Source organism: Cupriavidus sp. 01T418 (assembly GCF_056398885.1).
In genome coordinates, this window is record NZ_JBFTQG010000017.1 from 67,482 (window position 1) to 82,464 (window position 14,983).

A 14,983-nucleotide genomic window follows, 5' to 3' on the forward strand; every position below is an offset into this window, starting at 1 on the left:
GTTGGTGTATGGATGGTGTATACACCGATTCGATCGATCGAAACCGGGTGCCCCGGCAAGACGGCACCATAAGACATGACCCAGCCGATTGACCTGCGCGCGCTCGATCTCTTCGCTTTTTGCCGCGCTGGTGGCGAAGCCACCGGCGAAGTCGCTGCGCGCGATTTGCCGCGCATCATAGCCGAGACCGCCGCGCAAGCGCCAGTGTCGGCGCCGGACGAGGTCTTCAGCTATTCGCTCAGTGGCTTTGTCGAGGAAGAGGCAAGCGAACCCGGTACGCCGGCAACGCAGCACCTTTACATCGATCTGGCCGTGAATGGCCGGGTCTGGCTGGATTGCCAGCGTTGCCTGGGGATCTACGCGCAGGCGATTGCCACCGACATGTGCTTCGCGGTGGTCGCCAGCGAGGAAGAGGCCGATACGGTGCCCATGGACGATGACGAGCTCGATGTGATCGTCGGCTCCAAGCGTTTCGACCTGCTGACGCTGATAGAAGATGAAGTGCTGCTGGCCTTGCCGGTGGCGCCCAAGCATGACGTTTGCCCAACGGTGCATGAGAGCCTCGTGACCGGGGTGGACGGACAGGCGGAACCCGAACCCGAGGTTTTGCCGGAAGAAGAAAAACGGCCTTCGCCCTTCGCGGCGCTGGCCGGCCTGAAAACTAAGCACTGAAGCCGGTTCACCGGCATCTGGCAGCGGTTTCAAGGCACCAGGATCAGCATCCGGCCGGGCCCGGCTACGCCTCGTGCGGGATGCGTGTGTTACCATTGAAAAATTCTCGAAGGAGTCATCATGGCAGTTCAACAGAACAAGAAGTCGCCCTCCAAGCGCGGCATGCATCGCTCGCACGACCACCTGACGGCGGCAGCGCTGGCAGTGGAGCCGACCACGGGCGAGACCCACCTGCGTCACCACGTGAGCCCGAACGGCTACTATCGTGGCCGCAAGGTCATCAAGACCAAGAACGACTGACAGATCGTTCGGCGTGACTTTGCGTCTCGTACGCGCACGTTGGTAGGTCAAAAACAGAAAAGCGGCAAAATCGTTGCCGCTTTTTTGTTGCGCGCTTGCAGCGCAAACCGTAGCGCAGGCTTCCGTCAGGCCGGTTTGCGTCGCTTGCTCAAGCCCAGTGCATGGCCGCAGGCCATGCGTGGCGGCAAGAGGGGCGCCGGATTCCGTCGTCGAGCGCTCCGGGAGTGCCGTCAGGTTGCCACCGGCCGGTCGGGGTCAGCCCCGACCGCCCTGGGAGCCGGGTCCTCCAGTCACGCCGACAAGCGCTTCTGCACCAGGAAACAATGACGATCAAACTAGCTATCGACTGCATGGGTGGCGATCACGGGGTCTCCGTGACGGTGCCGGCGGCGATCAGTTTTCTCTCCAGCCATGGCGACGCCGAAGTGGTGCTGGTCGGCTTGCGCGAAAGCATCGAGCCGCAGCTCAGGAAGCTGCACGCGCTCGACCATCCCCGCGTGAGCATCGTGACCGCGACCGAAGTCATCACCATGGATGACCCGGTCGAGGTGGCACTGCGCAGGAAGAAGGATTCTTCCATGCGCGTGGCTGTGACTCAGGTGAAAGAGGGGCTGGCGGGCGCTTGCATTTCGGCGGGCAACACCGGGGCGCTGATGGCGGTGTCGCGCTATGTGCTCAAGACGCTCGAGGGCATCGAGCGGCCGGCGATCGCCACCACCATTCCCAACGAGCAGGGCTGGGGCACCACGGTGCTCGATCTCGGCGCCAATGCCGACTGCGAGCCCGAGCACCTGCTGCAGTTCGCGCGCATGGCGGAGGCCATGGTAGCGGTGGTGGACCACAAGGAGCGCCCCAGCGTCGGCCTGCTGAACATCGGCGAGGAAGTGATCAAGGGCAACGATGTGGTGAAGCGCGCCGGCGAACTGCTGCGCGCTTCCGAGCTCAACTTCTACGGCAACGTGGAAGGCAACGACATCTTCAAGGGCACAACCGACATCGTGGTATGCGATGGCTTCGTCGGCAACGTCGCGCTGAAGAGCAGCGAAGGACTGGCCAAGATGATCGCCAACATGATCAGGGAAGAATTCACGCGTTCGTGGTTCACCAGGCTGCTGGCGGTCCTCGCCTTGCCGGTGCTCAAGCGGCTGTCCCGGCGGCTGGACCCGGCTCGCTATAACGGCGCTTCCCTGCTGGGCCTGCGCGGGCTGGTCATCAAAAGCCACGGCTCCGCCGACGCGCACGCTTTTGAGTGGGCTATCAAACGCGGGTATGATGCGGCCAGGAACGGTGTTATCGAACGCACCATTCAGGCTTTCGCCAATAAGTCAGGTAACAGCACTCCTGCTACCGGCCCGCAGTCAGGCGCCCAGGATTCCAGTCCAAGCCCGCACGCCGCCTGAGGTCTTGATGTAGATGCCGCGGGCAATGACCCGTGGCCACACGATCGATCCGACATTACATGACAAGCTACGCAAAAATCACCGGAACCGGGAGCTATTTGCCTCCGCGGCGCGTCACCAACCACGATCTCGCGGTGCAACTGGCTGAGAAGGGCATCGAGACCAGCGACGAATGGATTTTTTCGCGCAGTGGCATCTCGGCCCGCCACTGGGCCGAACCGGATGTCACCAGCAGCGACCTGGCCGTCAAGGCGGCAGAGCGCGCACTGGAGGCATCGGGCATCGACCGCCAGAGCATCGACCTGATCATCGTTGCCACGTCCACGCCTGATTTCGTCTTTCCCAGCACCGCCTGCCTGGTGCAGCAGAAGCTTGGCATCACCAACAACTGCGCGGCGTTCGACCTGCAGGCGGTCTGCTCCGGCTTTGTCTACGCGTTGGCCACCGCCGAGAAATTCATCCGAAGCGGTTCGCACCGCAATGCGCTGGTGATCGGGTCGGAAGTGTTCTCGCGCATCCTCGACTTCAACGATCGCACCACCTGCGTGCTGTTCGGCGACGGTGCCGGCGCGGTCGTGCTGTCGGCCTCCGAGGAACCCGGCATCCTGTCGTCGGCCATGCACTCCGACGGCAACCACGTGGATATCCTGTGCGTGCCGGGCAATGTTTCGGGCGGCAATATCACGGGCAACCCTTTCCTGCATATGGACGGCCAGGCGGTGTTCAAGCTGGCGGTCACCGTGCTCGACAAGGTGGCGCGCGAAGCGCTCGCGGGTGCGCAGTTCCCGGCCGAAAAGGTCGACTGGCTGATCCCGCACCAGGCCAATATCCGCATCATGCAAAGCACCGCCCGCAAGCTCGGCCTGCCGGCGGAGCGCATGGTGGCGACGGTGCACGAGCACGGCAATACCTCGGCCGCCTCGATCCCCCTGGCGCTCGATGTGGCGGTGCGCGATGGCCGCGTCAAGGCAGGCGACCATGTGCTGATGGAAGGCGTGGGCGGGGGCTTCACCTGGGGCGCGGTACTGCTGCGCATGTAAAATTCGGGCCGGCGCCACGGTCTTGTGCCGTCACGCCGGGCTTGCGGTATTCATCTTTACGATTCGATTGCGATGAAATTCTCCTTTGTATTCCCAGGGCAAGGCTCGCAGGCTGTCGGGATGCTCAATGCATTCGCCGACAACGCGGTGGTCCGTGCCACGCTGGACGAGGCGTCCGCGGCACTCGGCCAGGACCTGGGCCGCCTGATCGCCGAAGGCCCGACCGAGGAACTGAACCTCACGACCAACACGCAGCCGGTCATGCTGACCGCGGCGGTAGCCATTTACCGTGCCTGGCTCGACGCCGGCGGCGCAGCGCCGGCCCTGGTCGCCGGCCATAGCCTGGGCGAATACTCGGCATTGGTGGCGGCCGGGGTGATTTCCTTTGCCGACGCGGTGCCGCTGGTGCGTTTCCGGGCGCAAGCCATGCAGGATGCCGTGCCGGTGGGCGAGGGCGGCATGGCGGCCATTCTCGGCCTGTCCGACGACGACGTGCGCGCGGCCTGCGCCGAGGCGTCGGCGGCGGGAATTGGTGTGGTGGAAGCGGTGAACTTCAACGCGCCTTCGCAGGTGGTGATCGCCGGCAACAAGGCTGCGGTGGAAAAGGCCTGCGAATTGGCCAAGGCGCGCGGCGCCAAGCGTGCGCTGCCCTTGCCGGTCTCGGCGCCGTTCCATTCGTCGCTGCTCAAGCCCGCTTCGGATCGCCTGCGTGAACGCATGGCCGGCATGACGTTTGCCGCGCCATCCATTCCGCTGGTCAACAACGTCGACGTGGCCATCGTCAGCGACCCGCAAGCCATCAAGGATGCGCTGGTTCGCCAGGCGGCAGCCCCGGTGCGTTGGGTCGAATGCGTGCAGAAGATCGCTGGCGAGGGCGTGACCCACGTGATCGAATGCGGCCCGGGCAAGGTGCTGGCGGGCATGACCAAGCGCATCGACGGCAACCTGGTGGGGGGGGCGATCTTCGATCCGGCCTCGCTGCAGGATACGCTGGCGCTGCTGAAGTAAACAGGATCAAGGCAATGACGAAATTTCTGGAAAACCAGGTCGCGCTGGTGACCGGCGCGTCGCGCGGCATCGGCCGCGCCATCGCGCTGGAACTGGCCGCCCAGGGCGCCACCGTGGTGGGTACCGCCACCAGCGAGGCCGGTGCCGCTGCGATCAGCGAATACCTGGCGGCAGCCGGCGGCAAGGGTCGCGGCGCCGTGCTCAACGTCAATGATGCGGCAGCTTCCGAAGCGCTGATCGACGAGCTGGTCAAGACGCATGGCAGCCTCGGCGTGCTGGTGAACAACGCCGGCATTACCCAGGACCAGCTCGCCATGCGCATGAAGGACGAGGACTGGAGTGCGGTCATCGAGACCAATATGACGGCGGTGTTCCGCCTGTCCCGCGCCGTGCTGCGCCCGATGATGAAGGCGCGTGGCGGCCGTATCATCAATATCACTTCGGTGGTGGGCTCGACGGGCAACCCCGGACAGATGAACTACGCGGCCGCCAAGGCCGGCGTGGAAGGCATGAGCCGCGCGCTGGCACGCGAGATCGGCAGCCGGAACGTGACGGTGAACTGCGTGGCGCCTGGCTTTATCGATACCGACATGACCAAGGTTCTGTCGGAGGAGCAGCATGCTGCACTGAAGACGCAGATCCCCCTGGGCCGCCTCGGGCAGCCGGAAGATATCGCGCATGCGGTTGCCTTCCTGGCCGGTCCTCAAGCGGCCTACATCACAGGTACGACGCTCCATGTGAATGGTGGCATGTACATGAATTGATCGCCTTGCGCGGTGTTGGGTTCGAGGGAGAAGCCGACAAAAGCCGTGCGAAGTGGTGTTTTTGAAAACTGATCGGGCGCTGTTCTTGCAATAGGCGGCGGGGGGCATTTTTTGGCCCAAACCTGCTAAAATGCGCCCACTTTTTGTCGAACTTCCCTGGAGGGTTACATGGACAATATCGAACAACGCGTCAAGAAAATCGTGGCAGAACAACTCGGCGTCGCCGAGGCAGACATCAAGAACGAGTCCTCGTTCGTGAACGACCTGGGCGCTGATTCGCTCGACACGGTTGAACTCGTGATGGCGTTGGAAGATGAATTCGGCATGGAAATTCCCGATGAGGAAGCCGAGAAGATCACGACCGTGCAACAGGCAATCGATTACGCCACTGCACACGTCAAGGCCTGAGCCTGTCGTATCTGAATTCCGAGCCACAGAAGGCAGGCGCGATGGCCCATGGGCCTACCGCGCTGTTTTCTGTGGCTTTCGTCTGTTCGAAGAAGCACAATTGGTATGGTTGCGCCGGCGTCGGCGTGGCCCGGCGCTGGCTGTTGGCCGGTGCCGAATCCCCTGCCAGTTCTGCTTCACGTACCCGTAGGAAATCATAGTGAGCCGTCGTCGCGTCGTCGTCACTGGGCTTGGCCTTGTGTCTCCGGTCGGAAACACGGTTGCCGAAGGCTGGGCCAACCTGGTTGCCGGCAAGTCCGGCATTGCCACCGTCACCAAATTCGATCATTCCGCGCTTGCCGTGCACTTTGCCGGCGAAGTGAAGGGGTTCAACGCCGAAGATTACATCCCGGCCAAGGAAGCCCGCCATATGGATACGTTTATCCACTATGGCATCGCCGCGGGTTCGCAGGCGCTGAAGGATAGCGGCTACGAAGTGACCGAAGCCAACGCAGAGCGCATCGGCGTGCTGGTTGGCTCCGGCATCGGCGGCCTGCCGATGATCGAGGATACCCACGCCGAGCTGACCAATCGTGGTCCGCGCCGGATCTCCCCGTTCTTTGTGCCGGGCTCCATCATCAACATGATCTCGGGCCACCTGTCCATCATCCATGGATTAAAGGGTCCCAACCTCGCTGCGGTAACGGCTTGCACCACCGGCCTGCACAGTATCGGCCTGGCGGCCCGCCTGATCCAGGCGGGTGACGCGGACGTCATGCTGGCCGGTGGCGCGGAATCCACGGTGTCGCCGCTGGGCATCGGCGGTTTCGCCGCCGCGCGCGCGCTGTCGACCCGCAACGATGACCCCGCTGCCGCATCCCGCCCGTGGGACAAGGACCGCGATGGCTTTGTGCTGGGCGAGGGTGCCGGCGTGGTCATGCTCGAAGAATATGAGTCGGCCAAGGCGCGCGGCGCCAGGATCTATGCTGAGCTGATTGGCTTCGGCATGAGCGGCGACGCGTTCCATATGACCGCGCCCGACATGGACGGCCCGCGCCGCTGCATGGCCAACGCCCTCAGGGACGCTGGCGTCAACGCGGACGAAGTCGGTTACCTGAATGCGCACGGCACCTCGACCCCGCTGGGCGACAAGAACGAGAGCGAGGCGATCAAACTGGCCTTTGGCGATCACGCCTACAAGATGGCGGTCAACTCGACGAAGTCGATGACCGGCCACTTGCTGGGCGGCGCCGGCGGACTCGAGTCGGTGTTCACCGTACTGGCGCTGCACCATCAGGTGTCGCCGCCGACCATCAATATCTTCAACCAGGATCCCGAGTGCGACCTGGACTATGTGGCCAACACGGCGCGTGACATGAAGATCGATGTGGCGGTGAAGAACAACTTCGGCTTCGGCGGCACCAACGGCACGCTTGTCTTCCGTCGCGCCTGAATCCGGCGCGCGCCGGGTGGCTTCCCTCTGGAGTTCGGCCAAGGCCCATCCTTTGCGGTGGGTTTTGGCGCTGTTTCTTGCCTGCGAACTGGCAACGTTCGCGTTGCTCGCCCGGCAGGGGTGGCAGGAGCTGGGGCGGTCGGCGCGAGGCTGGGACTTGCCGCAGTGGCTGATGGTGCTGGGCCTGGTTGCATTATGCAGCTGGCTCTCATGGCACTGGCGCGCGCTTTGGCGCGGCGCCGCGTGTACCTACGACGGGCTGGCGCAAGGGCGGGACCGCACTGGCCGGCCAGGCATCCTGGTTGGCCTGCCCGGTGGTCACCGCACGGTGGCGCGTGTCGAGTCCAGTTGGGAGTTGGGCGAGTTGGCCCTGGTGCTGGCCCTGGAGCCGGTGGCCGGGTGTCCTCCCCGGGTGCTGGTGGTCAGCCGCGCGCTCGCTGGACCCGGCGCTTTGCGGGCGCTCCGACGTACCCTCCGTGTTGCACGCCGCGAGTGCCTGGCGACAGGCGCGGCCAGTTGATGCGCCACGGCTTCGGGCATTCCTTACAATATGCGCCGCACCGCACTGATCGTGCTTATTGCAACGTAGGTAAAATACAACGTTTGTCGTGAAGACGAAACCAAGAGATACACTGCAGGTGAAATATTCGTGAGCGAACGCGAAGCCGATCAGCTCCTCGTTGAGCGCGTCCAGCAAGGCGATAAGCGAGCCTTTGAATTGCTGGTGGTGAAATACCACCGCAAGATCATCAGGCTCATTTCGCGTTTGGTGAGGGATTCGGCCGAAGTGGAGGATGTGGCACAGGACGCCTTTATCAAGGCGTATCGTGCCTTGCCGCAATTTCGCGGCGAGTCGGCGTTCTACACCTGGTTGTACCGGATTGCGGTGAACACCGCGAAGAACTACCTGGCGACCCAGGGACGCCGTCCGGAAGCCTCCAGCGATATCGATGCCGAAGAGGCTGAAACTTTTGCGGACGGTGAGCAACTAAGAGATATCAATACGCCGGAGTCGATGCTCCACACGCGCCAGGTGGCCGAGACGGTCAACCGCGCGATGGAAGCGCTACCGGAGGAATTGCGCACCGCCATCACCCTTCGCGAGATCGAAGGCCTCAGCTATGAGGAGATTGCGGAAGCCATGGGATGCCCGATCGGCACCGTGCGCTCGCGTATCTTCCGGGCGCGCGAGGCGATTGCCGAGAAATTGCGTCCGCTGCTGGGAACGGCAGAGGGCAAACGATGGTAGCAGTCAACTGTCGTAAGTGATCAGTGATCAGTGTCAAGTGGTAGAGAAAATGTCGTGCGGCCAGCGTTGCAGCCTATTCCTGCATCGAGAAACGACAAGGTAGTGACGGGATTGTCGGTGTTCAATGGTTTTTCTAGGGGCGGGAAATGGGTCAGGCTCACAAGCAGTCGGTTCATGTAGTGGAAGCAGCGGAGCAGATTTCCGTGCTGATGGATGGCGAGCTGGCGCCGCACGAAATAAACACTGTGCTGGACCTCGCGAAGTGCGAGGCGGGCATGGCTAGCTGGACCTCCTATCAGTTGATTGGCGATGCCCTGCGTTCGGAAGAACTGATGCGTGCCGGCTCGACCAAAGATTTTCTCTCCCGGTTTTCCGCCCGCCTCGACAGCGAACCGCATGTGCTGGTGCCCGCCGTCGCCAAGGCGTCGTCGGCACACCGGCTGCTCTTCAAGCCGTCTTGGGTTCGCCGCGTGATGCCGGGTACGGCCATTGCGGCCGCGGTGGCAGCCGTCAGCTGGGTAGTGGTGCCGCAGATGCGCGGTCCGGCCGATCTCGGCACGCCGGATGCCGTGGTGGCACGCGTGGCGCAACCCGCCGCGCCCAAGACCGGCGGCATCGTGGCCGTGGTGGCGGACAACGCGCAAATGATCCGCGATCCGCGTCTGGACGAGTATCTGCGTGCCCACCGCGTATCGGTTGCCACCGATGCGGTAGTGCCTACCATGCGCAATGTAGCCAACAGCGCAAACTTCTCTCAGGACAATTCGCAGGAATAATGCCGGACATGCATAAAGGATGGTCGCCCGCCAACGTAGCGGGCGCACACAGAATCAGGGCCCTTCGCAGGTCCTTTTTTCTGGCCTTGTGTCTGACTGCGGCTGCGGCAACTGCGCAGCCGCCGGACAATACGCTGGCCCGTCGCGATGCCACGGCCTGGCTCAACAAGATCCACCGCGCGGCCCAGCGCGAGAATTATGTCGGCACGCTGATCTATCAGCGCGGCAGCGTGATGCATGCTTCGCGCATCCAGCACTACAGCGATCTCGTCAACAACGAGTACGAACGGCTTGAGACCCTCGACGGCAAGCCGCGCGAAGTGCTGCGCCAGAACGATATCGTGCACAGCCTGATTCCCGAGGCCAAGCTGGTGGTAGTGGAAAAGCAGGAGGCCAAGGATCGCTTCCCGGCCCTGCTGGCCACCAGCAAGAGCGATGTGCTGGATATTTACGACATGCGCAAGCTTCCCGGCGAGCGCGTGGCTGGCGTCGAGTGCGAGGTATTCTCGCTCGAGCCGCATGACACCGCGCGCTATGCCGTGCGTCTTTGGGCCGAGAAGAATTCCGGCCTGCTGATGCGCGCCCAGACCCTGGGCGAGGGCGGCAAGGTGCTGGAGCAGGTGGCCTTCTCGCAGGTCGAGATTGGCGTGCCGTCCGAAAAGCAGCGCATCCTCACCGCCATCAAGAATTCCGGCGCCTGGAATCACTACGAGGTGACCAACCAGCCGGCCAATATTTCCGACGAAGGCTGGAGCATCGGCATTCCGGTCAAGGGGTTCCTGAAGATCCGCGAGGTACGCCGGCCGCTTGGCGAACTGCGTGCGCCGCAGGCCAACCCGCGGGGCAATGTCTTCGAAGTGCTCCAGATTGTCTACAGCGATGGCCTGACCGGTTTGTCGGTGTTTATCGAGCCGGTTTCCGAGCAGCGCGTGCGTCGCGAAGGCGTGGCTTCGCTCGGCGCCACCCAGGTGGTGGTGCGCCGCGTGGCCGATTTCTGGATCACCGTGGTGGGCGAAGTTCCGCCGGCCACAGTGAGGCAGTTTGCCTCGGCGGTAGAATACAAGCCACCGAAGGTCCACTGAGCCGGATGCTGCGTGGAGGGGCGGTGAGAGCGCCGCCACCCGCCGCCTGTCCGCCACACGCCACATCTGCCACCTACGCTTTCTTTCTCGTTTCGCTGATCTCCCGGGAGTCGATGATGTCACCAAGATCTCCAGCCTTGGCTCGGACCGTGCTCATGGCTGCCATTCTCGCCTTTGCGCCGTTTGTCGCCGAGCTAAGCCATGCGCAGGCAGCCGCCCAGTCCTATAACCTGCCCGATTTCACCGATCTGGTGGAAAAGGCGGGCCCGGCCGTCGTGAACATCCGGACCACCGAGCGCGTGCGCTCGCGTGGCACTCCCGGCACCGAAGACGACGAAATGGCCGAGTTCTTCCGCCGTTTCTTTGGCGTTCCCATGCCGGGCGCGCCGACGCCGCCGGGCGCACCAACGCCGCCGGGCGCCCCGCGCCGCGGCCAGCCGCCGCAGGGTGAAGAGCAGAGCCGCGGGGTGGGCTCAGGCTTTGTCATCAGCCAGGATGGCTATGTGATGACGAATGCCCACGTCGTCGCGGATGCGGAAACCATCTATGTCACGCTGCCCGACAAGCGCGAATTCAAGGCGAAGCTGATCGGCTCGGACAAGCGTACCGACGTGGCTTTGCTCAAGGTCGACGCGACCGGCCTGCCCAAGCTGACGCTCGGCGATTCGGACAAGGTCCGCGCCGGCGAATGGGTGCTGGCCATCGGCTCGCCTTTCGGTCTCGACAACACCGTGACAGCCGGCATCGTTTCGGCCAAAGGCCGCGATACCGGCGACTACCTGCCGTTCATCCAGACCGATGTGGCGGTCAATCCGGGTAATTCGGGCGGTCCGCTGATCAACCTGCGGGGCGAGGTGATCGGCATCAATTCCCAGATATATAGCCGCAGCGGGGGCTATATGGGCATTTCCTTCGCCATCCCGATCGACGAGGCCATGCGTGTCACGGAGCAACTCAAGGCGAACGGCAAGGTGACCCGCGGGCGCATCGCGGTGGCGATCGGCGATGTGACCAAGGAAGTTGCCGACTCGCTCGGCCTGGGCCGTGCCCGGGGTGCGCTGGTGGGCAGCGTCGAACCCGGTGGTCCCGCCGAGAAGGCAGGTATCGAGGCCGGCGACATCATCCTCAGGTTCAACGGCCGCGACATCGAGAAGGCGTCGGACCTGCCGCGCATGGTCGGCGACATCAAGCCCGGCACGCGCGTGCCGCTGCAACTCTGGCGCAAGGGCGCGACGCGGGAGCTCTCGATCACCGTGGCCGAACTCGACGCCGACACCAAGGTGCGCACGCGCGGCGGCAATTCGCCGCGCGAGGACGGCGCCGCGCCGGTTGCCAAGCCGAATGCGCTCGGATTGATCGTCAACGAAATTCCCGATGCCAAGCTGAAGGAGCTCAAGATCAAGTCGGGCGTCGAGGTGGAGCAGGCCGACGGGCCAGCGATGCGTGCCGGGATTCGTCCGGGCGACATCATCCTGCGGCTGGGCGATAGCGATGTGACCAGCCCGAAGCAGTTCAACGAACTGGTCAAGGGTCTGGACAAGGGCAAGATTGCTGCGGTGTTCGTCCGCCGCGGCGATGCCACCCAGGTGCTGACCCTTCGGCCGGGTACGATGTCCTCGCGCTGACCGGCTCGCCATGGCCGATCTCACACTGTATGGCAGGAGGTATTGCCATCCGTGCGAGGACATGAAAATCGCGCTGGAACCGCTCCGGCGCGATTTTTCCTTTGCCCCTGCACGAGGTGGACGTCGATGCCGGCCCTGGGGCCGAGGTGGCTGGCCGCACATGCAGATTCGGGAGTGGACGAGCGGATGGACGCAGGTGGGCAAGTGCGCTCCACTGGGCCTGGATTGGCTTGATGGCTGGATCGACTGCCCATTTCGCAATACGGAAGTCCTTGAAAGTACGGTAAAATCGTGGTTTGGCGCAAAGTCCGCGTCACCAACCTGCGACCGGAGCGGGGCGCGCCCGACAAGGCGCCAGTTCCAGGTTGCTCATAATTGCTGCGCCGCCAGGCGTGCCCATGCGGGCGCCTCCTGGCTCGAAGCGGCGCACCCCTGAACATCAGATGGACCATATCCGCAACTTCTCGATCATCGCTCACATCGACCACGGTAAATCGACCCTGGCCGACCGCATCATTCAACTCTGCGGAGGCCTGTCCGATCGCGAGATGGAGGCGCAGGTGCTCGACTCGATGGACATCGAGAAGGAGCGCGGCATCACCATCAAGGCCCAGACCGCGGCACTGAGCTACAAGGCGCGCGATGGCAAGGTCTACAACCTGAACCTGATCGACACCCCGGGGCACGTCGACTTCAGCTACGAAGTGAGCCGCTCGCTGTCCGCCTGCGAAGGCGCGCTGCTGGTGGTCGATGCCTCGCAAGGCGTGGAAGCGCAGACCGTCGCCAACTGCTACACCGCGATCGAGCTCGGCGTCGAAGTGGTACCGGTATTGAACAAGATCGACCTGCCGTCGGCCGATCCCGAAAACGCGATCCGCGAGATCGAGGAAGTGATCGGGATCGACGCGCACGATGCCACGCTTTGCTCGGCCAAGACCGGCCTGGGTGTGCAGGACGTCATCGAGGCGATGATTGCCCGCGTGCCGCCGCCCAAGGGCGACGCGGATGCGCCGTTGCAGGCCCTGATCATCGACTCGTGGTTCGACAACTACGTTGGCGTGGTGATGCTGGTGCGCGTGGTCAACGGCACCCTCAAGCCCAAGGACAAGGTACTGCTGATGGCCACCGGCTCGCAGCACCTGGTCGAGCAGGTCGGCGTATTCTCGCCCAAGTCACTGCCGCGCGAGTCACTGTCGGCAGGGCAGGTGGGCTTCGTGATCGCCGGCATCAAGGAACTGAAGGCGGCCAAGGTGGGCGATACCATCACCACGATGGCGCGCAAGGCAACCGCGCCGCTGCCCGGCTTCAAGGAAGTCAAGCCGCAGGTGTTCGCGGGCCTGTACCCCGTTGAGGCCAACCAGTACGAAGCGCTGCGCGAATCCCTGGAGAAGCTCAAGCTCAACGACGCATCGCTGCAGTACGAGCCCGAAGTGTCGCAGGCACTCGGCTTCGGTTTCCGCTGCGGCTTCCTTGGGCTGCTGCATATGGAGATCGTGCAGGAACGCCTGGAGCGCGAGTTCGACATGGACCTGATTACCACCGCGCCGACGGTGGTGTATCAGGTGGCAATGCGCGACGGCACCATGCTGACAGTGGAAAACCCGGCCAAGATGCCGGACCCGAGCCGTATCGAGAACATCCTCGAGCCCATCGTCACCGTCAACCTGTACATGCCGCAGGACTACGTCGGCTCCGTGATCACGCTGTGCACGCAAAAGCGCGGCACGCAGATCAATATGAGCTACCACGGCAAGCAGGTGCAACTGACGTATGAAATCCCGATGGCGGAAATCGTCATGGATTTCTTCGACCGGCTGAAGTCGGTGTCGCGCGGCTATGCTTCGATGGACTATGAGTTCAAGGAGTATCGCGCCGCCGACGTGGTCAAGGTGGACATCCTGATCAACRGCGACAAGGTCGACGCGCTGTCGGTGATCGTCCACCGCAGCAACTCGCAATACCGTGGCCGCGAAGTGGTATCGAAGATGCGCGAGATCATCCCGCGCCAGATGTACGACGTAGCCATCCAGGCCACCATCGGCGCCAACATCATTGCGCGCGAGAATGTCAAGGCGCTGCGCAAGAACGTGCTGGCCAAGTGCTACGGTGGTGATATCTCGCGCAAGAAGAAGCTGCTCGAAAAGCAGAAGGCGGGCAAGAAGCGCATGAAGCAGGTGGGTACCGTCGAGATCCCGCAGGAGGCCTTCCTGGCGATCCTGCAGGTTAGCGACAAGTAAGCTGGCGGAGTACTGCCGCGTCGGGCCGGCTCTTGCCGGCTGGCGCGGCGGACTCTAACAAAACAACACGAAGATCTAGCCGTCATGAATTTTGCACTGATCCTTTTTGTGCTGGTGGTTATCACGGGCATTGCCTGGGTGGCCGACAAACTGGTGTTCGAGAAGCAGCGGCGGCTTTCCGCCCAGTCCGCGCTGGCGGAATTCGATGCACGCCGGGCCGATCTCCAGGGACGCTATGGCGTTGGCGAGGTCGACACCTCGCGTAGCCGCCTGGCCGAGGAAAAACTGCGCCAGCCCTGGTGGCTGGAATATTCGGCCAGTTTCTTCCCGGTGATCCTGGCCGTGTTCGTACTGCGCTCCTTCGTGGTCGAGCCGTTCAAGATTCCGTCCGGCTCGATGATCCCGACGCTGCTGATCGGCGACTTCATCCTGGTCAACAAGTACGACTACGGCATCCGTCTGCCGGTGGTGAACAAGAAGATCATCTCGGTCGGCGACCCGAAACGCGGCGACGTGATGGTGTTCCGCTACCCGAAGGACGAGTCGCTCGACTACATCAAGCGTGTGATCGGGCTGCCGGGCGATGTGGTGAGCTACCAGAACAAGCGCCTGACCATCAACGGCAAGCCTGCCGACTACAGCCCGCTGCCCGATTACCTGGATGAAGAACGGCTTTCGTATTCGAAGCACTTCCGCGAGAAGCTGCCCGACGGCCCCGAACACGGTGTCCTCAACGATGCCGACAGGCCGGCCTATATCTCCGGCATGGATCCGGACTTCCCGTTCCACGAAAACTGCACTTACAATCAACAGGGCGTAACGTGCAAAGTGCCGCAAGGTCACTATTTTGTGATGGGCGACAACCGGGACAACAGCCTGGATTCACGTTATTGGGGCTTCGTGCCCGATCAGAATATTGTCGGCAGGGCATTCCTGATCTGGATGAACCTGGGCAATATCGGACGCGTGGGGGCATTCAAATAAGCCTCC

Annotated in this window: 15 protein-coding genes and 1 pseudogene; all 16 read left to right on the forward strand. The window is 63.1% G+C overall.

Features of this window, described 5'->3' with window-relative positions; genetic code table 11:
- Positions 1 to 75 precede the first annotated feature (75 nt).
- Complete coding sequence (locus tag AC1DQ3_RS18170; protein ID WP_477121553.1) at positions 76 to 672, forward strand: DUF177 domain-containing protein; 597 nt, start codon at positions 76 to 78, stop codon at positions 670 to 672.
- A gap of 120 nt (positions 673 to 792) precedes the next feature.
- The gene (gene rpmF, locus AC1DQ3_RS18175) at positions 793 to 972 is read left to right on the forward strand and encodes a 50S ribosomal protein L32 (RefSeq protein ID WP_045235589.1); all 180 of its coding nucleotides are present in this window, start codon (positions 793 to 795) and stop codon (positions 970 to 972) included.
- Between the two features lie 323 nt (positions 973 to 1,295).
- Positions 1,296 to 2,372 carry a phosphate acyltransferase PlsX gene (plsX, locus tag AC1DQ3_RS18180; protein ID WP_477121554.1) on the forward strand — a complete coding sequence of 359 codons (1,077 nt, stop codon included), beginning with the start codon at positions 1,296 to 1,298 and terminating at the stop codon, positions 2,370 to 2,372.
- A 59-nt stretch (positions 2,373 to 2,431) separates the two neighbouring features.
- Positions 2,432 to 3,412 carry a beta-ketoacyl-ACP synthase III gene (locus tag AC1DQ3_RS18185; RefSeq protein ID WP_477121555.1) on the forward strand — a complete coding sequence of 327 codons (981 nt, stop codon included), beginning with the start codon at positions 2,432 to 2,434 and terminating at the stop codon, positions 3,410 to 3,412.
- A 72-nt stretch (positions 3,413 to 3,484) separates the two neighbouring features.
- Entirely contained in the window at positions 3,485 to 4,420 is a 936-nt protein-coding gene (fabD, locus tag AC1DQ3_RS18190; RefSeq protein WP_477121556.1) for an ACP S-malonyltransferase, read from the forward strand.
- A 14-nt stretch (positions 4,421 to 4,434) separates the two neighbouring features.
- Positions 4,435 to 5,184 carry a 3-oxoacyl-ACP reductase FabG gene (fabG, locus tag AC1DQ3_RS18195; protein WP_477121557.1) on the forward strand — a complete coding sequence of 250 codons (750 nt, stop codon included), beginning with the start codon at positions 4,435 to 4,437 and terminating at the stop codon, positions 5,182 to 5,184.
- A gap of 168 nt (positions 5,185 to 5,352) precedes the next feature.
- Complete coding sequence (gene acpP, locus AC1DQ3_RS18200) at positions 5,353 to 5,592, forward strand: acyl carrier protein (RefSeq protein WP_008644813.1); 240 nt, start codon at positions 5,353 to 5,355, stop codon at positions 5,590 to 5,592.
- A gap of 199 nt (positions 5,593 to 5,791) precedes the next feature.
- Positions 5,792 to 7,024: a beta-ketoacyl-ACP synthase II gene (gene fabF, locus AC1DQ3_RS18205; protein ID WP_477121558.1), complete on the forward strand. Its 1,233-nt coding sequence runs from the start codon at positions 5,792 to 5,794 to the stop codon at positions 7,022 to 7,024.
- A 52-nt stretch (positions 7,025 to 7,076) separates the two neighbouring features.
- Positions 7,077 to 7,544, forward strand: a complete 468-nt coding sequence (locus AC1DQ3_RS18210; RefSeq protein ID WP_477121559.1) for a hypothetical protein — start codon at positions 7,077 to 7,079, stop codon at positions 7,542 to 7,544.
- 129 nt (positions 7,545 to 7,673) lie between these two features.
- A complete protein-coding gene (gene rpoE, locus AC1DQ3_RS18215; RefSeq protein WP_045235582.1) occupies positions 7,674 to 8,273 on the forward strand; it encodes an RNA polymerase sigma factor RpoE in 600 nt (199 codons plus the stop codon).
- 146 nt (positions 8,274 to 8,419) lie between these two features.
- The gene (locus tag AC1DQ3_RS18220; RefSeq protein ID WP_477121560.1) at positions 8,420 to 9,049 is read left to right on the forward strand and encodes a sigma-E factor negative regulatory protein; all 630 of its coding nucleotides are present in this window, start codon (positions 8,420 to 8,422) and stop codon (positions 9,047 to 9,049) included.
- 8 nt (positions 9,050 to 9,057) lie between these two features.
- Positions 9,058 to 10,131 carry a MucB/RseB C-terminal domain-containing protein gene (locus AC1DQ3_RS18225; protein ID WP_477121561.1) on the forward strand — a complete coding sequence of 358 codons (1,074 nt, stop codon included), beginning with the start codon at positions 9,058 to 9,060 and terminating at the stop codon, positions 10,129 to 10,131.
- A gap of 155 nt (positions 10,132 to 10,286) precedes the next feature.
- Positions 10,287 to 11,756, forward strand: coding sequence for a DegQ family serine endoprotease (locus AC1DQ3_RS18230; protein ID WP_477121562.1), 1,470 nt, complete (start codon positions 10,287 to 10,289; stop codon positions 11,754 to 11,756).
- A 10-nt stretch (positions 11,757 to 11,766) separates the two neighbouring features.
- Positions 11,767 to 11,902: pseudogene (locus tag AC1DQ3_RS18235) on the forward strand (glutaredoxin family protein); the annotation flags it as partial.
- 297 nt (positions 11,903 to 12,199) lie between these two features.
- Positions 12,200 to 13,993: a translation elongation factor 4 gene (gene lepA / locus AC1DQ3_RS18240; protein WP_477121609.1), complete on the forward strand. Its 1,794-nt coding sequence runs from the start codon at positions 12,200 to 12,202 to the stop codon at positions 13,991 to 13,993.
- A gap of 84 nt (positions 13,994 to 14,077) precedes the next feature.
- Positions 14,078 to 14,977 carry a signal peptidase I gene (gene lepB, locus AC1DQ3_RS18245; RefSeq protein WP_477121563.1) on the forward strand — a complete coding sequence of 300 codons (900 nt, stop codon included), beginning with the start codon at positions 14,078 to 14,080 and terminating at the stop codon, positions 14,975 to 14,977.
- Positions 14,978 to 14,983 lie beyond the last annotated feature (6 nt).